The 18,490-nt window shown below is 70.2% G+C and carries 24 protein-coding genes; 12 read left to right on the top strand and 12 right to left on the bottom strand.

The genetic code is table 11. The features are described 5' to 3' along the window. Positions 1-349, top strand: a 349-nt coding sequence (locus TSO221_RS03525; protein ID WP_199229375.1) for a PilZ domain-containing protein, incomplete at its 5' end; no start/stop codon positions are given. A 223-nt stretch (positions 350-572) separates the two neighbouring features. Here TSO221_RS03525 and TSO221_RS03520 read toward each other — a convergent pair. Continuing rightward, a complete protein-coding gene (locus tag TSO221_RS03520; RefSeq protein ID WP_109117096.1) occupies positions 573-1,151 on the bottom strand; it encodes an HPF/RaiA family ribosome-associated protein in 579 nt (192 codons plus the stop codon). A 36-nt stretch (positions 1,152-1,187) separates the two neighbouring features. Continuing rightward, on the bottom strand, positions 1,188-1,556 hold the full coding sequence (locus TSO221_RS03515) for a DUF2934 domain-containing protein (protein ID WP_109117095.1): 369 nt from the start codon (positions 1,554-1,556) through the stop codon (positions 1,188-1,190). A gap of 181 nt (positions 1,557-1,737) precedes the next feature. Here TSO221_RS03515 and TSO221_RS03510 point away from each other — a divergent pair, with 181 nt between their 5' ends. The 3 genes from TSO221_RS03510 to TSO221_RS03500 all read left to right on the top strand — a co-directional run bounded on the left by TSO221_RS03510 (position 1,738) and on the right by TSO221_RS03500 (position 4,694). Beyond that, positions 1,738-1,938, top strand: a complete 201-nt coding sequence (locus tag TSO221_RS03510) for a hypothetical protein (protein ID WP_109117094.1) — start codon at positions 1,738-1,740, stop codon at positions 1,936-1,938. Between the two features lie 99 nt (positions 1,939-2,037). Next, complete coding sequence (locus TSO221_RS03505) at positions 2,038-3,162, top strand: bacteriohemerythrin (protein ID WP_109117093.1); 1,125 nt, start codon at positions 2,038-2,040, stop codon at positions 3,160-3,162. 104 nt (positions 3,163-3,266) lie between these two features. After that, positions 3,267-4,694, top strand: a complete 1,428-nt coding sequence (locus tag TSO221_RS03500; protein WP_109117092.1) for a polysaccharide deacetylase family protein — start codon at positions 3,267-3,269, stop codon at positions 4,692-4,694. A gap of 54 nt (positions 4,695-4,748) precedes the next feature. On the opposite strand, the gene TSO221_RS03495 is transcribed toward TSO221_RS03500, so the two are convergent. From TSO221_RS03495 to treZ, 4 genes are all read right to left on the bottom strand, one after another. Further along, positions 4,749-5,117 (bottom strand): hypothetical protein, encoded by a 369-nt coding sequence (locus TSO221_RS03495; RefSeq protein WP_109117091.1) that lies wholly within the window; start codon positions 5,115-5,117, stop codon positions 4,749-4,751. Between the two features lie 84 nt (positions 5,118-5,201). Continuing rightward, positions 5,202-5,516 carry a hypothetical protein gene (locus TSO221_RS03490; RefSeq protein ID WP_146208695.1) on the bottom strand — a complete coding sequence of 105 codons (315 nt, stop codon included), beginning with the start codon at positions 5,514-5,516 and terminating at the stop codon, positions 5,202-5,204. A gap of 177 nt (positions 5,517-5,693) precedes the next feature. Beyond that, complete coding sequence (locus TSO221_RS03485; RefSeq protein WP_109117089.1) at positions 5,694-7,748, bottom strand: amylo-alpha-1,6-glucosidase; 2,055 nt, start codon at positions 7,746-7,748, stop codon at positions 5,694-5,696. Beyond that, entirely contained in the window at positions 7,741-9,651 is a 1,911-nt protein-coding gene (treZ, locus tag TSO221_RS03480) for a malto-oligosyltrehalose trehalohydrolase (RefSeq protein ID WP_199229374.1), read from the bottom strand. Before treZ ends, TSO221_RS03485 begins: the two co-directional genes overlap by 8 nt. 143 nt (positions 9,652-9,794) lie before the next feature. On the opposite strand from treZ, the gene TSO221_RS03475 reads away from it, so the two are divergent. Continuing rightward, positions 9,795-10,520, top strand: coding sequence for a ThuA domain-containing protein (locus TSO221_RS03475; protein WP_109117088.1), 726 nt, complete (start codon positions 9,795-9,797; stop codon positions 10,518-10,520). A 20-nt stretch (positions 10,521-10,540) separates the two neighbouring features. Continuing rightward, entirely contained in the window at positions 10,541-11,173 is a 633-nt protein-coding gene (locus tag TSO221_RS03470) for an FMN-binding negative transcriptional regulator (RefSeq protein ID WP_109117087.1), read from the top strand. Here TSO221_RS03470 and TSO221_RS03465 read toward each other — a convergent pair. From TSO221_RS03465 to TSO221_RS03455, 3 genes are all read right to left on the bottom strand, one after another. Continuing rightward, positions 11,170-11,424: a hypothetical protein gene (locus TSO221_RS03465; protein ID WP_109117086.1), complete on the bottom strand. Its 255-nt coding sequence runs from the start codon at positions 11,422-11,424 to the stop codon at positions 11,170-11,172. The two genes, TSO221_RS03470 and TSO221_RS03465, sit on opposite strands and share 4 nt — an antisense overlap. A 6-nt stretch (positions 11,425-11,430) precedes the next feature. Then, positions 11,431-11,868 carry a DUF3775 domain-containing protein gene (locus TSO221_RS03460; protein WP_109117085.1) on the bottom strand — a complete coding sequence of 146 codons (438 nt, stop codon included), beginning with the start codon at positions 11,866-11,868 and terminating at the stop codon, positions 11,431-11,433. Between the two features lie 102 nt (positions 11,869-11,970). Continuing rightward, positions 11,971-12,171 carry a hypothetical protein gene (locus TSO221_RS03455; RefSeq protein WP_109117084.1) on the bottom strand — a complete coding sequence of 67 codons (201 nt, stop codon included), beginning with the start codon at positions 12,169-12,171 and terminating at the stop codon, positions 11,971-11,973. Positions 12,172-12,283: 112 nt separating this feature from the next. Between TSO221_RS03455 and TSO221_RS03450 the strand changes: the two genes are divergently transcribed. From TSO221_RS03450 to TSO221_RS03435, 4 genes are all read left to right on the top strand, one after another. Next, on the top strand, positions 12,284-12,892 hold the full coding sequence (locus tag TSO221_RS03450; protein ID WP_109117083.1) for an alpha/beta fold hydrolase: 609 nt from the start codon (positions 12,284-12,286) through the stop codon (positions 12,890-12,892). A 155-nt stretch (positions 12,893-13,047) separates the two neighbouring features. After that, positions 13,048-13,710: a haloacid dehalogenase type II gene (locus TSO221_RS03445; protein WP_109117082.1), complete on the top strand. Its 663-nt coding sequence runs from the start codon at positions 13,048-13,050 to the stop codon at positions 13,708-13,710. 3 nt (positions 13,711-13,713) lie between these two features. After that, a complete protein-coding gene (locus TSO221_RS03440) occupies positions 13,714-14,070 on the top strand; it encodes a CidA/LrgA family protein (protein WP_109117081.1) in 357 nt (118 codons plus the stop codon). Further along, positions 14,067-14,795: an LrgB family protein gene (locus tag TSO221_RS03435; protein WP_109117080.1), complete on the top strand. Its 729-nt coding sequence runs from the start codon at positions 14,067-14,069 to the stop codon at positions 14,793-14,795. Before TSO221_RS03440 ends, TSO221_RS03435 begins: the two co-directional genes overlap by 4 nt. 3 nt (positions 14,796-14,798) lie before the next feature. Here the strand turns inward: TSO221_RS03435 and TSO221_RS03430 are convergent, their stop codons facing one another. After that, positions 14,799-15,272 carry an SEL1-like repeat protein gene (locus tag TSO221_RS03430; protein WP_199229373.1) on the bottom strand — a complete coding sequence of 158 codons (474 nt, stop codon included), beginning with the start codon at positions 15,270-15,272 and terminating at the stop codon, positions 14,799-14,801. Between the two features lie 403 nt (positions 15,273-15,675). On the opposite strand from TSO221_RS03430, the gene leuA reads away from it, so the two are divergent. Then, entirely contained in the window at positions 15,676-17,358 is a 1,683-nt protein-coding gene (leuA, locus tag TSO221_RS03425) for a 2-isopropylmalate synthase (protein ID WP_109117079.1), read from the top strand. A 63-nt stretch (positions 17,359-17,421) separates the two neighbouring features. Here leuA and TSO221_RS03420 read toward each other — a convergent pair whose 3' ends face one another. Beyond that, positions 17,422-17,580 carry a DUF3309 family protein gene (locus TSO221_RS03420; RefSeq protein WP_109117078.1) on the bottom strand — a complete coding sequence of 53 codons (159 nt, stop codon included), beginning with the start codon at positions 17,578-17,580 and terminating at the stop codon, positions 17,422-17,424. A 200-nt stretch (positions 17,581-17,780) separates the two neighbouring features. On the opposite strand from TSO221_RS03420, the gene TSO221_RS03415 reads away from it, so the two are divergent. Next, entirely contained in the window at positions 17,781-18,251 is a 471-nt protein-coding gene (locus tag TSO221_RS03415; protein WP_158283982.1) for a hemerythrin family protein, read from the top strand. Positions 18,252-18,262: 11 nt separating this feature from the next. On the opposite strand, the gene TSO221_RS03410 is transcribed toward TSO221_RS03415, so the two are convergent. Beyond that, positions 18,263-18,490: flagellin (locus TSO221_RS03410; protein WP_282187705.1), on the bottom strand; the 228-nt coding region annotated here is incomplete at its 5' end.

Genomic DNA, 18,490 nt, shown 5'->3' with positions numbered 1-18,490 from the left:
GGACGCCGCCCCACCCCGCCCGCCCGAACCGCACGAGCGGCGCCGGCAGAAGCGCTACGTCCGTCCGGCCATCCTGGTGCGCAGCGCGCGCGGCGAGCACCGGGCGCGCAACTGGTCGATCGGCGGCCTGTGCGTCCAGGCCACCGACCTGCCGTGGAAGCACGGCGATCTGGTGGACCTGCGGCTGTCGCTGGCCGGCCAGCCGGACGTCACCGCCGACGCCCAGGTCGTGGTGGTGCACGTCAACCGCGGCAAGGAACAGATCTCCGTTCGCTTCCAGAGCTACCGGGACGAGCTGAAGGCGCTGCTGAAGACGGCGTTCCTGGAGCACCAGAAGCTGGTCGGTTGAAAGGCGTCATTCCCGAGGCCGTAGGGTCGCAGGCAACAGTTCACACGGATTACACGGATGTAGGCACGGATTACACGGATTTTCTTTTCTCGTGCTGGACACCAGCCCATCGGGACGAACCGGCGCGGTGCCAGGACAAAGAAAAATCCGTGTAATCCGTGCTGAAATCCGCGAAATCCGTGTGACTGTTGCCCGCCGAACGGACTGCTCACCGGCCCCCGGATCAGGTCCGCGCCAGCTCCGTAGCGGACCCCGAGGCACGCCAGACCTTGGAGGCGGTGGGACCGGTGTCGCCGGCGGTCTCCACGTACTTCACCGGGTCGCCCTCGCGCAGGTCGTCCAGCGTCACGTTGATGCACGAATTGGCGTGGAAGTAGAGCGTCGTGCCGGTGTTGGTGCGCAGGAAGCCGTGGTCGCCGTTCACCTGGGTGATGTAGCCGGGCTGCTCGGGGTCGTGCGGCTTCACGTCGCCGCGCTGCTTCTGCTTGTATTCGATCAGCTGGCGCTCGGCCGCCTCGAAGGCGTCGCGCACCGAGGTGCGGGCGTCGGGGTTGGCGTACTTCTCGTTCGCTTTCGCCGGCTTGCGGCTGACGACGATGTCCTGGCCGGGCACCATCAGTTCGATGTGGACGTCGAAGACGTTGCCGGTGCGGTGCTGGCGGTGCTGCTTCTCCACGGCGACGCGGATGCCGATCAGGCGGTCGTACATGCGCTCCAGCTTCTCCGCGCGCTCGGTGATATAGCCGTGCAGCGCGTCCGAGCTGTCCATGTTGTGGAAGGCGATTTCCAGGTTCGTGTTCATCGTTGCTCCCCTTCGGGCTCGTCGTTCGTCACGCGCTCAACCGGCCGCCTTGCGCCGCATCGGGCGGCGGGGCTCGGCGGCAGGGGTATCGGCGGGAGTGGTGGCGGGCCAAGGCTCGCGGTCGCCGCGGCCGGGAATCTGGAACTCCTCACCCTGGTCGGCGACGCCGGGCATCTCGCCCTGGCTCGCCATGCTCAGAACCGGCTCCGCCGGTTCGGTGCGGGACGCCGTGTCGTCCGGGCCGTGCGAGGGGTTTGGCATCAGGGTACCGGCGTAGTTGTCCTCGATGGCGATCTCTTCCTTGGCGAGCGTCCAATGGTCCTTGTGGCGCCCCTCCGGGCGGCCCTCGCGCTCCCAGATCTGGTGGGCGCGCCGGCGGATGCGGTCTTCCAAGTCCTCGGCCATTCCCGGTGCTCTCCTCCTCTGGCGATGGTTGGGTGGGTTTGGTTGGGTGTGTTTTCGGGGCTGCGCCTTGTTAACCGGTCGGCAGAGCCCTTGGTTCCGCGGTCGGGAATGCCGCTTGCCGCGCGCGGCGGCATGACCAGATTGCTGAGGCGCCTGGGGGTGGACGGGAGAAAAAATCACGATGTCCTGGCGGCAGAAACCAATCGCGGTCGGCGACCGCTTCATCCGCACCGGGCAACCGCACCGCGTGCTGGTCGTCACCGCCTTCGACCAGCGCGCCGGCCTGCCGCCGCACGCCCGCCTGCGCGTCGAGGACAGCGGCGAGGAACTCATCCTCGGCTTGTCGGCGCTGACCGACGCGACGTTGTATCGCCGTGTATAATCGAATGGTCTTATATAATAAATGGTCTTGAAATATTTCGTGGTGCAGCACAATGATTTCCACACCTGTGGTTGATGCTTGTCGGTGTGGAGCAGCGTGATGAACTCGACGGCGGTGGGCAGGGCGGACCGGCGCTTTCGCATCGGCCGGCGCGCCCCTGGGACTCCACGGACCGCCGCCCTCGCCGCCCTGCAATTCCGCCGCGTGCACAAGGCGAGCGTGGTGGCGCTCGCCACCCTGGCGGAGCACAAGGATCCCTACGCCTCGCAGCACATCCTGCGGGTGTCGCGGCTGACCGACGAGATCGCCCGCGCGCTCCAGCAGACCGGCCCCCACCGCGACCGCGTCGACGACCGCTGGCGCGAGATGCTGCGCGTCGCCAGCATGCTGCACGACGTCGGCAAGGTGACGATCCCCGACGGTATCCTGCAGAAGCCCGGCCGCCTGACTCCGGAGGAGCGCGCGCTGATGCAGAAGCACAGCCAGAACGGCCGCGCCATCCTGGGGCGCGCGGCGCGCCTGTCGGAGGTCGGCGGCTACCTCGCCCTGGGGGCGGAGATCGCCGGCTGCCACCATGAGAAGTTCGACGGCAGCGGCTATCCCGGCGGCCTGAAGGGCGAGGCCATCCCGCTGTCGGCGCGCATCGTCGCGGTGGCCGACGTGTTCGACGCGCTGACGCACCGCCGCTGCTACAAGGACGCGTGGACGCTGGAGGACGGCATCGCCTACGTCCGCGACCGTGCCGGCACGGAGTTCGATCCGGCCGTGGTCCGGGGGTTCCTCAGCGTGATGGAGGTGCGCGCCTCCGTCACCATCATCGCCTGGAACGACGGCATGAGCGTCGGCGTCGAGGACCTCGACAACGACCACCGCGTGCTGATCGACCTCATCAACCAGCTCGCCGCCGCCGAAAGCCGGCGGGACCGCATCAACCTGGAGGCGGTGCTGGACGAGCTGGTCGACTACACGGTCTTCCACTTCGAAAAGGAAGAACAGTACATGGAGGGCGCCGGCTATCCGGAGCTGGCCAGCCACAAGCGGACGCACGTCATCCTGACCGAACAGGTGCTGGCGATTCGCCGCCGCGTGGTCGAGAGCGAACAGCCCGAATTGGGCGACGAAGTGCTTGACTTTCTGAGCCGCTGGCTTCGAGAGCACATTTTGCAGGCCGACGCGCTGTATCGACCGTATCTTGCGTGCAACTCGGGCGAGGAAAGCGACTGACCGATCGGTTTGTCCTGTCCTTGCCCTTTGAATTAGTCACAAAGTGGTGGTATCCGACGGCTGGTCCTGCAAGGCGTTGCAGGCCTTAGACGGGGTCCACTGCCTTGCCTCTTCCGTTTCCGCCGCAGACCATCCGCGCTGGCCGCCGCTTCGCATCGGCGCTGCTTGTCGCCGCCCTGTCGCTGGCCGCCGCCCCGGCATTCGCCGCGGGCCCGGCGCCGGCCGCCAAGGGCGGGTCCGTGCTGCAGCTCGGCCTGTTCCAGAAGGAAGGCGAGGCGTGGTGGGCGTGGAAGGAGTTGCAGCGCCGCGGCCCCGACATCGCCCGCAGCCTGACCCCCTCGGTGGTGACGCTCAGCGGCAAGCAGCAGGGCGTGGCGCTGCGCGCCTCGATGACGGTGAACGGCGACGCCGCCGGGCTGTGCCGCCGCATCGTCAACGCCGGCATGGGCTGCGTGCTGGTGGACAAGGATGCCCCCACTCCCGCCGCCGCGCCGAGCGCGCCGGCGCCTGCCCCCTCTCCGGCTCCACCGCCGGCCACCGCGCCGGTCCGGGCTCCGGCCGCTCCGCCGCCGGCCACCGCCGGCACGCGCACCGAGGTGGCGGCGATGCCGAAGCCGGCCTCGCCCGTCATTCCCGTCGCGCTGAGCGCCCCCCCGGCACCCCCGGCCAGCCCGCCATCCGCCGCGGCGCAGCCGCCGTCGCCCAACGCGGCGCAGCCGCCCTCGGCGGCGAACTCCAGTCCGATGGACGGCATCGTCTTCTACAACGACGAAGACGTGAACACCCTGCTGGAGATAGAGAAGCGCGCGCGCCGCCGCGGCCGCCTCGGCGCGGTGGTGCCGGACACCGACCTGGACATCATGCCGGCGCTGCTGACCAAGCGCGGCTGGAACCTCTGCGCGCTGACCTTCGACGACGGCCCGCACCGCACGGTGACCCGGCAGATCCTGGATATCCTGAACGCCGAGAAGATCCGCGCCACCTATTTCCCGGTCGGCAACGCCGCGTCCAAGAATCCCGAGGTGATCCGCGACTTCGTCGCCGGCGGCCACGAGATCGGCAACCACAGCTTCACGCATTCCGACCTGCGCGCCATGCCGTCGGAGGCGCAGCGCTTCGAGATCGCCGAGACCAACCGCATCCTGCGCAACCTCGGCGCCAACCCGGTGCTGTTCCGCCCGCCCTACGGCCGCTACACGCTGGAGTTGCTGTCAAACATCCGCAAGGAGGCGATGAGCCCGGTGCTGTGGAGCGTCGACACCCGCGACTGGCAGGTGCGCGACCCGGACAAGATCGTCCAGCACGTGAAGACCGACGCCGGCACCGGCAGCGTGATCCTGCTGCACTCCACCTACCCGTCCACCGCCAACGCCCTGCCGCGCGTCATCGCGACGCTGCGCGCCAAGGGCTGCGAGTTCGTCACCCTGTCGGAGTGGATCGCCAGCATGCGCAACCTGGCGGCCCCGCAGATGGTCAACGCCGCCGAGCCGGTGGTCAGCGCCAGCATGCCGAGCAACAACCCGCGGCAGTAAACGCTTGGACGCGGGTCCCTCCCCCGCCTCCGGCGGGGAGGGAATTCGTCGAGTTTACTTCCCGGCCGCCTTCTTGTTCTGGCCGTACTTGCGGATGACCGCCTCCAGCTCCGGCGCCAGCATCGTCCAGGCGCCGACGCACTTGCTGGTGCTGGCCTCGGTGATCATCACGGTGCAGGCGAAGTTGAAGCGGCCGTAGGCGTCGTCCACCGTCACCGCGATCTTGGCGTTCTGCCCGCCGATCAGCGAGCCATCGAAGCTCGACGTCGCGAAGCCCTTGGTGGTGATGGCGGCCAACGGAAAGCTCTTGCCGTCGACGGTGATGAAGCTGCCGCCCGCCGCCTTGCGCGCGCCCGGCTTACCCGCTGCCTTCTTCTTGTCCTTGTCCTTGACGGTCGTCTTCAGGAAGTCGAACAGGCCCATCGGCGCATCCCTTTACGAACGGTGCGCCCGACTTTATGCGCAGGCACCCAGGTCCACGCAACCAAAAGATCCAAAACGGAAAGATCAATGTCGGCCGGAGGCCAGCGCCGGCCCCTGCGGGCGCCCGTCCGGCGCCATGCCGGCCAGCCACGCCCGGCGCGCCCGCAGCGCGAACAGCACGGCGAACGGCGCCAGCGTCACCAGCACCGCCACCGCGCCCAGCAGCACCGACAGCGCCCCGGCCGGATCGTCGGCGTCGAAGCGCGAGCCCAGCTCGACCAGCAGGTGCAGGATCAGCGCGGCGATCACAGTGGCGGCCAGCGTCGGCGCCACGTAGCCGAAGCGGCGCACACCGCCGCCCGTGACCGGATGCCGCGCCGGGCGCGGATCGCAAGACATCCCGAAGACATCCTGCATGGGCACCTCCTGGGCCGCTCGCTCCGGATATCCGGACCGTACGTGAACAAATATAAACCGTTCACCGGGCGTTGCACCGGGGCAGTTCTACCTAAGCCCTATCGGAGAACTCCGACCAAAGGCCATCTACCCATAGGCGCCATAGGGGTATGCCCTGCCCTATTCGGCGGCCTTCGCCATCGGCGCCAGGTCGGTGGCGGCCCAGCAGCGCACCACCTCGGCCACGCTCCAGGCCTGGGCGATGCAGCCGCGCGGGGTGAAGGGCGGCTCGGCGTCGAAGATCTCGCTGATGGTGCCGATGCCCGCCTCGTCCAGGTGCGGCAGGTAGCCCTCCAGAAGCTTGCGGGCGCCGGCCAGGTCGTCCGGGTGCAGCTTCAGCCAGGCATCGACGAACGGCCCGATCAGCCACCCCCACACCGTGCCCTGGTGGTAGGCGGCGTCGCGCGCCCGCAGATCGCCGAAGTACTTGGCCTTGTAGTCCGGGTGCCCCGGTGCCAGCGAGCGCAGGCCGACCGGCGTCACCAGCCGCTCGCGCACCGTGTTCACCACCGCCTCCCAGCGGCCGCGGTCGAGCACCGGGTTGTCCAGCGACACGGCGAAGATCTGGTTGGGCCGGATGGCGTCGTCGTCGCCGTGCTCGCCGTCGATCACGTCGTAGAGGCAGCCGCGCCCCTCGTTCCAGAAGCGCGCGTTGAAGGACGCCCGCACCGTCTCCGCCATCGCGCGGTAGGGGGAGGCCGCCTGGGAGCCCTCCTCCTCCTCAAGCCAGGAGGCGGTGAGGCGCAGCGCGTTGTACCACAGCGCGTTGATCTCCACCGCCTTGCCGCGCCGCGGGGTGACCACCCAGTCCTCCACCTTGGCGTCCATCCAGGTGAGCTGGTAGCCCTCCTTGCCCTGGCGCAGCAGGCCGTCGGCCGTGTCCATTTTGATGCCGTAGTCGGTGCCGCGGCGGTGGTGCTCGATCACGTCGACCAGCCGCGGCAGGATGATGCGCAGGGTGTGGCGGTCGCCGGTGGTGCGCACGTAGCGGTTCAGCGCGTGGAAGAACCACAGCGTCGCGTCGGCGGTGTGGTACAGCCCCTCGTCCTTGCCGTCGGGGAACATGTTGGGGATCAGGCCGCGGCGGATGTAGTGCGCGAAGGTGCGCAGGATCCAGCCCGCCTCGACGTGGCGCCCGGTGGTCAGCGTCAGCCCTTCCAGGCTGATCATGGTGTCGCGGCCCCAGTCGGTGAACCAGTGGTAGCCGGCGATCACCGTGCGCACCTCGTCGCCCTCGGCCCGCGCCCGCATCTGGTCGGCGACGCGGCCGGCGGGAACGAAGACGAAGCTGTCGGCGGCCAGCACCAGCTCGGCCATCGCCCCCTGGCGCAACGACGGGTGCGCCATGCGCACCAGCCGGCGGCGGCGCTCGTGCTCGAACTTCAGCACGTCGGCCGGCGGCAGCGCCTCGACCCGGCGCCAGGATTCCGTGGAGGCGACGAAGGTGATGCTCTGCCCCGGGTGTAGCGGCCCGCCGAAATAGCCCGGCGTCCACAGCGAGCCGCGGGACTCGTAGCCGCGCTCCGCCTCCACCGGGTAGTGGAGGTCGCGCCGGGCGCCGCCGTCGAGCGTCAGCGGCATCGGCGCCCCCTCGATCGTCATGCGCAGCACCGGCAGGTCGGGCCCGGCCCACACCTCGTACTCGTGACCCTGGGCGACCACGCGGTAGTCGCGGGCCAGCGGCTGGTCCACCGCGGATTCCAGCGTGCGGAAGGCCAGCACCGGGCGCAGGCGGATGCTCACGGGGTGCGCCGCCTTCACGACGCGGTAGGTGACGTGCACGATGTTCTGCCGGTGCGGCATCACCACCTGCTTCTCCAGCACGACGCCGTCCACCTCGTAGCGCCACAACGGCAGCCCGGATTCCAGCCGGAATTCGGTGACGTAGCCGGCGCCGACCGCGCCGTCCTGGCCGGGATCGTGGCTGGTCAGCCGGCGCTCGGTCCCGTCGGGCAGGATCAGCACGTCGTTGAGCTGGCTCAGCATGACCACGCGGCCCAGCGGCGCTGGCAGCGCCGCGGTCAGCAGGCCGTGGTAGCGCCGGGTGACGGCGCCGCTGACCGAGGCCGAGGCGTAGCCGCCCAGCCCGTTGGGCACCAGCCACTCGCGCGTCAGCGCCGCGTCCCGCGCCGAGGTCAGGGCGTCGCGGCCAAGCGTGCGGACGATCTCAGGCATGACTCTCCTGTTCGCTTTCGGGTCCCAGAACCACGGCGGAGCGGGCCGGCAGATGCCAGGCGCCGTCGGTTTCCACCGCGGGCGTGCCGCCGCCGCCGTACACGGGGTCCTCGCTCGACCACAGCAGGCGCCAGCGCCCGCCCGAGGGCGGGGCGAGCAGCGGTTCCGGCATCGGCGTCAGGTCGAGGTCGCGCCCCATGTTGACCAGCAACAGCCGGTCGTCGCCGTCCTCACCGAAAAAGCGCAGCACGAAGGCCTCGGCGTCCAGCACCGCACCCTCCGGCCGGGCCTGCGCGGCGAACACCGGGTCCTCGCGGCGCAGGCGCAGCAGGTCGCGGTGCAGCGCCGTCGCCCAGGCGTGGCGCCCGCGCTCGGCGGGGTCGAGCTTGCTGCGCTCGAAGGTCTTGGGATCATGCGGAGCGGTCAGCCGCGCCTGCATCGCCAGGGTGGCGACGCTGGGGAACTGCGCCACGAATTCGCCGCGGCCCCTGGCGACCAGTTCGGCCAGCTTCGGCGTGTGGTCGGCGAAGTAGAAGAAAGGGGAGGACGCCGCGAATTCCTGCCCCTGGAACAGCATCGGCGTGCCGGGCCCGAGCAGCATCAGCGCGGTGAACGCCCGGTACAGCCCCGGCGCCGTCAGCGCGTGCACGCGCAGCCCGTTGCCGGAGTTGGCGATCTGGTCATGGTTCTGCAGAAAGGTGATCATGGCCGCCGGATCGACGCCCCAGGCCGGCATGCCGCGCCGCTTCTTCTGCCACGCGTACCACTGGCCCTGGTAGAGGAAGCCGTGCCGCAGCGCCGACACGAACTCCTGCGGCGTGCCGCGGTAGTCGGTGTAATAGGCCTCCGCCCGGCCGGTCAGCGCCACCATGGCGGAATGGTGGAAGTCGTCGTTCCACAGCCCGTCCAGGCCGCAGGCGCCCTCCCCGCACGGGCGCAGCAGGGAGGAATGCTGCGGCTCGTTCTCGCCGATCAGGATGGTGGTACGGCCGCGCGCCGCGGCGCGCACCGCGCCGCTGATCTCCGCCAGCACGTTGACCGGCGAGGCGTCGAAGATCTGCTGCGTGGCGTCGAGGCGCAGACCGTCCAGGTGGTACTCGTCCACCCAGTACGCGGCGTTCGTGATGAAGAACTCGCGCACCGGGCCGCTGTCCGGGCCGTCGAAGTTGATCGCCTCGCCCCACTCGTTCTTGTAGCGGCCGGTGAAGTAGGCGTCGGCGAATTCCTTCAGGTAATTGCCGTCGGGGCCGAGGTGGTTGTAGACGACGTCGAGGATCACCGCCATGCCCAGCCCGTGTGCGCGGTCGATGAAGCGGCGCATGTCGTCCGGCCCGCCGTACAGCCGCGTCGGCGCGAACAGGTTCACCCCGTCGTAGCCCCAGCCGAAGCGCCCCGGGAACTCCGACACCGGCATCACCTCCAGCACCGTGACGCCGAGGTCGGCGAGGTGCGGCAATTGCGCGATGGCGGCGTCCCAGGTTCCCTCGGGCGTGAAGGTGCCGATGTGCATCTCGTAGACCACCTGCCCCCTGAGCGGGCGGCCCTTCCAGGCGCGGTCGGTCCAGTCGAAGCGGAACGGGTCCACCACCTGCGACGGCCCATGCGGCCCCTCGGGCTGGAAGCGCGACACCGGGTCCGGGTAGAGCGTCCCGTCGCGGTCCAGGCGGAAGCGGTAGCGGCTGCCGGCCGGCAGATCCTCGACCAGCCCGGAGAAATAGCCGTTGCCCTCGGCCTCCAGCGCCACCGTGCGGCCGTCGGGCTCGACCACGACGGCGACGGCGCGCCGCTTCGGCGCCCACACGCGGGCGTGCGCGCTGCCGTCCGGCAACGGCTCGAGGCCAACGGGATAGCGGCGCGGCACGTCGGGCGAAGGCGGGCGCGCGGGGAGAGCGGCGGCGGTCACGGGCTTATTACCTTTTGTTGTGTGTCCATACCCTTCGGGCTTCCCTCAACAGCCGGCCGTGCCTGTTGATCCCACGCCCGCGGAGATGGCACGCTGCCGACCGGATGACGCAACGAACACAATCCGATCAGGAAATAATCCGCATGCCCCGCGTCCTTGTCTGGAACGAGTTCATCCACGAGCGCCGGGACGAGGCGGTGGCCCGCCTCTACCCGCAGGGGATCCACGGCACGCTGGCCGCCGCGCTGCGCGCCCACGGCCTGGACCGGGTGGAGACCGCCACGCTGGACGACCCCGAGCACGGCCTGACCGAGGAGCGCCTCGCCGCCACCGACGTGCTGGTCTGGTGGGGCCACAAGGGGCACGCCGCGGTGTCCGACGCCGCGGCCGAGCGGGTGAAGAAGCGCGTCACCGAGGGCGGCATGGGCTTCGTGCCGCTGCACTCCGCGCATTTCTCCAAGCCGTTCCTGGCGCTGATGGGGACCGGCTGCTTCCTCAAGTACCGCGTGGCGGGCGAGACCGAGCGGCTGTGGGTGGTCGATCCCGGCCATCCGGTGGCGGCCGGCATCGGCGACCACATCGAGCTGGCGCAGGAGGAGATGTACGGCGAGCCCTTCGACGTCCCGCCGCCGGACGAGCTGGTCTTCCTGTCCTGGTTCAGGGGCGGCGAGGTGTTCCGCAGCGGCTGCGGCTGGCGGCGCGGGATGGGCCGGGTCTTCTATTTCCGTCCCGGCCATGAGACCTTCCCCACCTACCACCACCCGCAGATCCAGCGGGTGATCGCCAACGCGGTGCGCTGGGCCGCCCCGCCGCCGGGCCTGTCGGCCCCGGTGCGCGGCCGTCGCGAGCCGCTGGAACCGCTGAGCTGACCACTGTTTCCGGAGCGACCATGTACGTCCCGCCCGCCTTCGCCGAGGACCGCCTGCCCGTCCTGCACGACGCGATCCGCGCCGCCCGCCTGTGCACCCTGGTGACCCTGGGGTCCGACGGGCTGGAGGCCAGCCACGTCCCGGTGCTGCTGGACGCGGACGCCGGGCCGCACGGCACGCTGCTCGGCCATTTCTCCAAGGCCAACCCGCAGTGGCGCCGGCTGTCGGCGGAGGTGCCGGCGCTGGCGATCTTCAGCGGGCCGGACGCGTACGTCACGCCGTCCTGGTACGAGACCAAGAAGCAGACCGGCAAGGCGGTGCCGACCTGGAACTACGTCGCCGTGCACGCCTACGGCGCGCTTGAGCTGTTCGACGACGCGGATTCCCTGCGCGGCGTGGTCACCCGCCTGACCGAGCGGCACGAGGCCGGGCGCCCCGACGCCTGGGCGGTGTCCGACGCGCCGGAGGACTTCCTGCAGGGGATGTTCAAGGGCATAGTCGGCTTCCGCCTGCCGATCGCCCGCATCGAGGGCAAGTGGAAGCTCAGTCAGAACCGCCCGGCCGAAGACCGCGCGGGCGTGGTCGCCGGGCTGCGCGCGGATGGCGGGCCGGAGGAGCTGGCGGTGGCGGCGCTGATGGAGGAGCGGGGCTAGACCCGCTCCCCGAAGCTTCCCGCCGCGGCGTCGATCACCGCGTCGTGCGCGCGGATGGCCGCCACCGCGGCCTCCACGTGGTCGGCGGGAACGCGCACGGTCACCAGCACGTCGCTCCCCTCCCCCGTCTTCGCGTCGCGTTCCTCGACGCTGACCACGTCGGCGCTGCCGAAACGGGCGCGGAGCAGGGCCAGCACATCGGCCTGCACCGTGTCCCCCTTCTCGGCCATGGTGGCGAAGACGATCTGCATGGCGGGTCACTTCCCGGACTTTTCCATCATGCCCAGCGCGAACAGGCCCTTCATCAGGAAGTCGTGCAGCTCGATCTTCTCGGCGATGTCGTCGTAGCCGGTGGCGTCCGGCGCGCTGCCGGCGTTCAGCAGCGCCGCGTCCCACTGGTTGCCGGCGTAGTCGCCGCGCCCCACCATCATCACCGCGCGCAGCTCGATCCGCTCGTCCGGGGTCAGGTCCGACAGCAGGCCCTTCAACTCGTCCAGCGCGGCGCTGGCGTCGGTGGAGACGACGTTGAGCGTGTCGAGGTCGGTGGGATTGCGCGAGCCGCGCTCGGCCACCTGCTCGCCCAGGTCGATGTTGCGCATGCCGGCGACGAAACGATGGCGGTCGCCGACGGCCTCCGAGGCCAGATCGGCGGCGCGTCTCACGGTGTCGAGCTTGAGGCTTTGCAGCGTGGGCATTGTGGAAACCCTTATGGTTGGAGTGAACACGGGTCTTGCCGGTGATCCAAACAGCCGCGGCGCGGCTTGATCGCGTGTGTTATTGGAGTGTCGGGACGGTGCTTACGACTCCGGTTCGGGGTTGCTCTGCCGGGTCGGCTTGGCGTTGTGCTCGTGGCCGGGGTTGCCGCCGGGCACACGGTCGCTGCCAGGCGCCTGATTCTGCGCCGGTTTGTTGCCGGCCTTCTGGTCGCTCTTGGCCGCCTTGCCGGGGCCGCCGGCGCGGTGCTTGTCCTGTTCGGTGTCGCGGTTGCCGCGGGTCATCGTGCTCTCCGCTGGTTGTCCCGGAAGCGACAACAGCCGATGGCGGCAGGCGTCCCCGAAACCCAACTTTGCTCCACGGTGTTGAAACAGCGAAGCACGAGGAGAAAGGCGCATGGAGAGCGCGGACGAAGGCTACCGCACCGTCACCCTGCCGACCCCCGCGGGCAGCGTCGAGGCGCGCCACTACCCGGCCGCCGGCAGCGTCGGCGCCGTCTGGGTCGGTGGCGTCGGCGGCGGCTTCGACACCCCGGCCCGCGGCCTCTACCCGCGCCTGTGCGCCGATCTGACCGGGCACGGCATCCAGTCGCTGCGCGTGCGCTTCCGCTTTCCCACCAGGCTGGACGAGGCGGTGGCGGACGCGCTGGCCGGGCTGGACTTCCTGGCGGCGCAGGGGGTGACGCGGGCCGCGGTGATCGGCCATTCCTTCGGCGGCGCCGTCGCCATCCGCGCCGCCGCGGCGCGGCCGGGCCTGGTGCGCACGGTGGTGACGCTGGCCACCCAGGGCTACGGCGCCGACGTGGCGCGCGGTCTGGCGATCCCGCTGCTGCTGATCCACGGCGAGGCCGATGAGGTGCTGGCGCCGGAGTGCTCGATGTACGTCCACCGCATCGCGCGGGAACCGAAGGCGCTCGTCCTCATGCCGGGCGCCGGGCATTGCCTGGACGAGACGGCGGAAGCCGTCTGCCGCGAGGTGCGGGACTGGCTGACGGAACGGCTCTGAGCGCAGCTCCCTTTGCTGGCGCGCGCTGGAACGCTCCGGCAGCCGTTGCTCGGCACGCCGGACAGGCATCCGTGAAATCCGTGCCGCAATCCGTGCAATCCGTGTGATGGTTGCCCCCGATTCCGGAACGCGGACCGCAAGAAGGATCCTCATCCATGCCCATCGTCGCCTACGTGTTCGACGCCTACGGCACGCTGTTCGACGTGCAGTCCGCGGCATCGCGCAACGCCGCCGCCGTAGGCCCGCAATGGGAGCGGCTGGCCGAGGCGTGGCGCACCAAGCAGCTCGAATACAGCTGGGTCGAGAGCCTGATGGGCCGCCACCCGGACTTCCGCGATCTGACGGAGCGCGCGCTGGATTACGCCATGAGCGCCGTCGGGGTGCCCGGCGGCGAGGTGCGCGGGGCGCTGCTCGACGCCTACCGCACGCTCGACGCCTATCCCGAGGTGCCGGAGGTGCTGGAGGCGTTGAAGACCCGCGGCGCCCGCCTCGCCATCCTGTCCAACGGCACGCCGGCGATGCTGGCCGACGCGGTGCAGGCCGCCGGCATCGGCGACCTGCTGGACGCCGTCATCTCGGTCGAGGAGGTCGGCGTCTTCAAGCCCGACCGCCGCGTCTACGAACTGGTGGAGAAGCACTTCGGCGTGCCGCCGGCCGGCGTGTCGTTCCAGTCCTCCAACGCCTGGGACGCGGCGGGCGCGAGCGCCTTCGGCTTCCGCACCGTCTGGGTCAACCGCGCCGGCCGGCCGCGCGAATACCCCGGCGAGGCGGTGACCGAGGTGCGCGACCTCTCCGCCCTGGTCGGCATGGACATCTGAGCCATGCTGGGACCGATCACCATCCTGCTGGCCTGCCAGCTGGCCGGCGAACTGACGGTGCGGATGCTGGCGCTGCCGGTGCCCGGGCCTGTGCTCGGCATGCTGCTGCTGTTCACCGGGCTGCTGGTGCGCGGCGGCGTGCCGCGGCCGGTGGCCGACGTCACGGGCGGGCTGCTGCGCAACCTGTCGCTGCTGTTCGTGCCGGCCGGCGTCGGCGTGATGGCGCACCTCGGCCGGCTGTCCGACGAGGCGCTGCCGATCGCCGCGGCGGTGGTCGGCAGCACGGTGCTGACCATCGCCGTCACCGCCTGGGTCATGGCGGCGCTGCTGAAGCGCGGGCGGAAGGGGCCCGAGGCATGAACGGCCGGCTGCTCGACGTCTGGGTCTACCTGTCGGCGAGCCCGCTCGCCGGGCTGACGCTCACCCTGCTCGCCTACCAGGCCGGGCTGTGGGCGTTCGAGCGCTGCGGGCGGACGCCGCTGGTCAACCCGGTGCTGGTCGCCGTCGTCCTCATCATCGCCGTGCTGAAGTCCCTGGACGTCGACTACAAGACCTATTTCGACGGCGCGCAGTTCGTGCACTTCCTGCTCGGTCCGGCGACGGTGGCGCTGGCGGTGCCGCTCTACAACCAATTCCAGCAGGTGCGCCGCTCGGCGGGCGCGATGCTGGCGGCGCTGGTGGCGGGGTCGCTCACGGCGGCGGGCAGCGCGGTGGCGCTCGGCTGGCTGTTCGGGGCGTCGGAGCGCACGCTGCTCTCGCTGGCGCCGAAATCGGTGACCTCCCCCATCGCCATGGGCATCGCCGAGCAGATCGGCGGCCTGCCCTCGCTGACCGCGGTGTTCGTCATGCTCACCGGCATCGTCGGGGCGACGCTCGGCGGCTCGGTGCTCACCCTGATCCGGGTGACCGACTGGCGGGCGCGCGGCTTCGGCATGGGCGTGGCGGCGCACGGCATCGGCACCGCGCGCGCCCTGCAGGTCAACGAGACGGCGGGTGCGTTCTCCGGGCTGGCTATGGGGCTGAACGGGCTGGCGACGGCGGTGCTGCTGCCGGTGCTGGTGCGGCTGTTCACCCAGACCGGATAACGCTCAAATCCCCGGCCACCATTCCCCGCGGGCGCGCAGGAACGTCTTGGCGTCCCCGGCGCCCTCCGCGGCGGCGATGCGCAGCCAGCGCAGCCCCTCGCCCTCGTCCCGCGGGACCCCGCGCCCTTCGACCAGCGCCACGCCCCAGTGGTAGCGGGCCAGCGTCGCGTAGCCGGCCTCGTCGTTCAGGGCGCTGCCGCGGCGCATGAGGTCCGCGGCCTTCTCCAAGCTGCGCGGCACGCCCTGGCCGTTCTCGTGCAGCATGGACAGCCAGATCATCGACCACACGTTGCCCCTGGCGACGCACGCGTCGAGGATGGCGACGGCGGACGCATGGTCGCCGGTCTTGTCCGCCGGATAGGCCATCAGGCAGCCGATGGGATGGTCGATGCCCATCCCGCCCGCGTAGCTCAGATCGTCGGCCGCCGCCGCGCCCGCCGCCAGCAGAAGCGCGGCGGCCAGTCCCGTTGCGCGCATGCCCCTCTCCCCGCGCCGTTTTCCCGACCGCCAGTCTGCACGGACGCGGCGCGGGAGGGGATGCTACTTTCGAACAGAGGCGGCGCCCGCTCCGTTCGCGTCGCCAACAACATCCCGGCTTGACAGTCGGGCACGCGGCCCGGCATTTTACGCGCCATGACGACCATCGACCGCACGAACGCGCTCCTGCGACTTATCGGCCCGGCGCTCTGACAGCGTCCGGGAGTTTTCGCGCGTTCCCCTGTTCACACCGCAGGTCTCGTCATCATCATGAGCACGCACTGTACGATTGCCCGGCCGAGGCCGGGGCTGCGACTTAGCAGCGGCCGTTGAGCCCTCCCGGCGGCTCGGCGGCCGCACCGTCAGCCGGTTTCCCCGACCCCAGACGACGAGTTGCAGTGCCATGAACCACATCCGCATGCCGGCCGAGAAGTACACGCCGTTTCCTCCGGTCAAGCTGACCGACCGCCAGTGGCCGAACCGCACGCTCGACAAGGCGCCGATCTGGTGCTCGGTCGATCTGCGCGACGGCAACCAGGCGCTGATCGAGCCGATGGGCTCCGACCGCAAGCGCGCCATGTTCGACCTGCTGGTCCGCATGGGCTTCAAGGAGATCGAGGTCGGCTTCCCCGCCGCCTCGCAGACCGACTTCGACTTCTGCCGCGAGCTGATCGACGAGGGGCGCATCCCCGACGACGTCACCATCCAGGTGCTGACCCAGGCGCGCGAGGAGCTGATCCGCCGTACCTTCGAGGGCATCAAGGGCGCCAGGCGCGCCATCGTGCACCTGTACAACTCGACGTCCGAGTTGCAGCGCCGCGTGGTGTTCGGCCAGGACCGCCAGGGCATCACCGACATCGCCATCGCCGGCGCCCGGCTGATCAGGCAGATGGCCGACGAGTATCCGGAGACCGAGGTCATCCTGCAGTACTCGCCGGAGAGCTTCACCGGCACCGAGCTGGACTTCGCCGTGGAGATCTGCGAGGCGGTGGCCGAGGTCTGGGGCCCGACCGCCGACCGGCCGATGATCCTCAACCTGCCGGCGACCGTCGAGATGTCGATGCCCAACGTGCACGCCGACCAGATCGAGTGGTTCTGCCGCACCATCAAGGGGCGCGAGCGCTTCATCGTCTCGCTGCACCCGCACAACGACCGCGGCACCGGCGTGGCGGCGGCCGAGTTGGGCATGCTGGCCGGCGCCGACCGCGTCGAGGGCACGCTGTTCGGCAACGGCGAGCGCACCGGCAACGTCGATGTCGTCACCCTGGCGCTGAACCTGTTCACCCAGGGCGTCGACCCGGGGCTGGTCATCGACGACATCAGCCAGATCGTCCAGGTGTCGGAGTACTGCACCCAGCTGCCGGTCCACCCGCGCCACCCGTACGCCGGGGAGCTGGTGTTCACCGCCTTCTCCGGCTCGCACCAGGACGCCATCAACAAGGGTCTGAAGGCGCTGTCCAAGTCGAACAGCGGCAAGTGGGAGGTGCCCTACCTGCCGATCGACCCGGCCGACCTGGGCCGCAGCTACGAGGCGGTGATCCGCATCAACAGCCAGTCGGGCAAGGGCGGCATCGCCTACGTGCTGGAGAGCGAGTTCGGCCTGCAGATCCCGCGCCGGCTGCAGATGGAGTTCTCCAAGATCGTCCAGCGCATCGCCGACGAGACCGGCAAGGAGTTGTCGCCGTCCTCGATCTACGACGCTTTCAAGGCCGAGTACCTGGACGCCGAGGAGCCGCTGAAGCTGGTCGAGCACCACACCGAGCCGCGCGGCCCCAACTCCGGCCCGCGCACCATGACGGTGGTGCTGGAGAAGAACGGCGTGCCGACCACGGTGCGCGGCAAGGGCACCGGCCCGATCGACGCCTTCGTCGACGCGCTGCGCCAGGGGGCCGGCATCGACCTGCACGTGGTCGACTACCACGAGCACGCGGTGACCACCGGCGAGGACGCGCAGGCCGCCGCCTTCGTCGAGGTGCGCGTCGGCAACGGGCAGGGGCGCACGCTGTACGGCGTCGGCGTCGATCCGGACATCGTCACCGCGTCCTTGCGCGCCCTGGTCAGCGCCGCCAATCGCGCCGCCAAGTAACCGGGCACACGCAAAAAGGCCCCTCCCCTGACGGGGAGGGGCCTTTTTCGTGGGCGGACGGCGTCAGAACCGTCCGGTCAAGGCCAGGATCAGGATCACGATCAGCAGCAGGCCGAGGATGCCGCTCGGGCCGTAGCCCCAACTGCGGCTGTGCGGCCACGCCGGAACCGCGCCGATCAGCAGCAGGATCAGGACGATCAGAAGAATGGTGCTGAGAGCCATCGATGCCTCCAAAACGCGAAAGATCCGATGGAAAACGCGGGCTGGGCCGTTGCGTTCCGTGCCCTCCCGAATGCCCCGCCCGAAATCCTCGGCAGCCCCGCTTCTTTCGTGGAGCAGGCCGCGCCGCTTCGCGCGGGAGCGCCGGACGGGGGCGTGCTATATTGGAGTGTGCGGTCAGCCCCGAACGGGTGGAGGCGACCATGGCGATCCGTTGGCGCGGCAAGCTGTCCATCGATGGCGGCCCCCTCGACGCGGACCACCGCCATCTCCTCGCCATCGTCAACCGCTTCGACGCCGATTGCGCGGCGGAGGGCAACCGCCCGGCGCTGCAGCGCGCGCTGTCCGACCTGCGCCAGTTCGCGCGGCGGCACTTCGTCCGCGAGGAGCGGCTGATGCGCGAGGCCGGCTATCCGCCGGAGAGGGTGCGCGAACACGAAAACGCGCACCGGACGCTGATCGCCCGGCTCGGCACGCTGGTCCGGCACTATGAGACCTCGGCCGGCGACGACGATCTGGCCGAGGTGGTCTGGGAAACCGCGGATCTGCTGAAGCACTGGCTGGCCGACCATCTGGTGCGGTTCGACCTGCCCCTGAAGCCGTATCTGAAGCGCAGCGCCCGCTTATCGGCGCCGCGCGCGACGGCGGCCCGGTTTTGGGCCGCCCGCGCGTAACCGGTGCTGTTTTAGCCGCGGAACAGGTTCTGCAGGATCTGCGGGGCCTGGTTGGCGATGCCGAGGGTCTGCGCACCCAGCTGCTGCTTGATCTGCTGGGCCTGCAGGGTGGCGCTTTCCTTGGCCAGGTCGGCGTCCACGATGGCGCCCAAGCTGGTGGTCAAGGCGTCCTGCATGGACGAGTTGAACTTGATCTGCGCGTCCAGGCGGCGGGAGTCGGCGCCCAGCGTGTTCAGCAC

Source organism: Azospirillum sp. TSO22-1, assembly GCF_003116015.1.
In the GTDB taxonomy this organism is placed as follows: Bacteria; Pseudomonadota; Alphaproteobacteria; order Azospirillales; family Azospirillaceae; genus Azospirillum.
This window is presented reverse-complemented; position numbering and strand designations above follow the sequence as displayed.

What these genes read in the sequence shown, in the direction of transcription:
- TSO221_RS03510 (WP_109117094.1), top strand. Translation starts at nt 1,738, where the DNA reads ATGTCCTGGCGGCAGAAACCAATCGCGGTCGGCGACCGCTTCATCCGC.
- TSO221_RS03465 (WP_109117086.1), bottom strand. Translation starts at nt 11,424, where the DNA reads ATGCAGATCGTCTTCGCCACCATGGCCGAGAAGGGGGACACGGTGCAG.
- TSO221_RS03450 (WP_109117083.1), top strand. Translation starts at nt 12,284, where the DNA reads ATGGAGAGCGCGGACGAAGGCTACCGCACCGTCACCCTGCCGACCCCC.
- TSO221_RS03495 (WP_109117091.1), bottom strand. Translation starts at nt 5,117, where the DNA reads ATGGGCCTGTTCGACTTCCTGAAGACGACCGTCAAGGACAAGGACAAG.
- TSO221_RS03485 (WP_109117089.1), bottom strand. Translation starts at nt 7,748, where the DNA reads ATGCCTGAGATCGTCCGCACGCTTGGCCGCGACGCCCTGACCTCGGCG.
- TSO221_RS03430 (WP_199229373.1), bottom strand. Translation starts at nt 15,272, where the DNA reads ATGCGCGCAACGGGACTGGCCGCCGCGCTTCTGCTGGCGGCGGGCGCG.
- TSO221_RS03515 (WP_109117095.1), bottom strand. Translation starts at nt 1,556, where the DNA reads ATGGCCGAGGACTTGGAAGACCGCATCCGCCGGCGCGCCCACCAGATC.
- TSO221_RS03445 (WP_109117082.1), top strand. Translation starts at nt 13,048, where the DNA reads ATGCCCATCGTCGCCTACGTGTTCGACGCCTACGGCACGCTGTTCGAC.
- TSO221_RS03475 (WP_109117088.1), top strand. Translation starts at nt 9,795, where the DNA reads ATGCCCCGCGTCCTTGTCTGGAACGAGTTCATCCACGAGCGCCGGGAC.
- TSO221_RS03455 (WP_109117084.1), bottom strand. Translation starts at nt 12,171, where the DNA reads ATGACCCGCGGCAACCGCGACACCGAACAGGACAAGCACCGCGCCGGC.
- TSO221_RS03470 (WP_109117087.1), top strand. Translation starts at nt 10,541, where the DNA reads ATGTACGTCCCGCCCGCCTTCGCCGAGGACCGCCTGCCCGTCCTGCAC.
- TSO221_RS03415 (WP_158283982.1), top strand. Translation starts at nt 17,781, where the DNA reads ATGGCGATCCGTTGGCGCGGCAAGCTGTCCATCGATGGCGGCCCCCTC.
- leuA (WP_109117079.1), top strand. Translation starts at nt 15,676, where the DNA reads ATGAACCACATCCGCATGCCGGCCGAGAAGTACACGCCGTTTCCTCCG.
- TSO221_RS03490 (WP_146208695.1), bottom strand. Translation starts at nt 5,516, where the DNA reads ATGTCTTGCGATCCGCGCCCGGCGCGGCATCCGGTCACGGGCGGCGGT.
- TSO221_RS03420 (WP_109117078.1), bottom strand. Translation starts at nt 17,580, where the DNA reads ATGGCTCTCAGCACCATTCTTCTGATCGTCCTGATCCTGCTGCTGATC.
- TSO221_RS03440 (WP_109117081.1), top strand. Translation starts at nt 13,714, where the DNA reads ATGCTGGGACCGATCACCATCCTGCTGGCCTGCCAGCTGGCCGGCGAA.
- TSO221_RS03520 (WP_109117096.1), bottom strand. Translation starts at nt 1,151, where the DNA reads ATGAACACGAACCTGGAAATCGCCTTCCACAACATGGACAGCTCGGAC.
- TSO221_RS03460 (WP_109117085.1), bottom strand. Translation starts at nt 11,868, where the DNA reads ATGCCCACGCTGCAAAGCCTCAAGCTCGACACCGTGAGACGCGCCGCC.
- TSO221_RS03435 (WP_109117080.1), top strand. Translation starts at nt 14,067, where the DNA reads ATGAACGGCCGGCTGCTCGACGTCTGGGTCTACCTGTCGGCGAGCCCG.
- TSO221_RS03505 (WP_109117093.1), top strand. Translation starts at nt 2,038, where the DNA reads ATGAACTCGACGGCGGTGGGCAGGGCGGACCGGCGCTTTCGCATCGGC.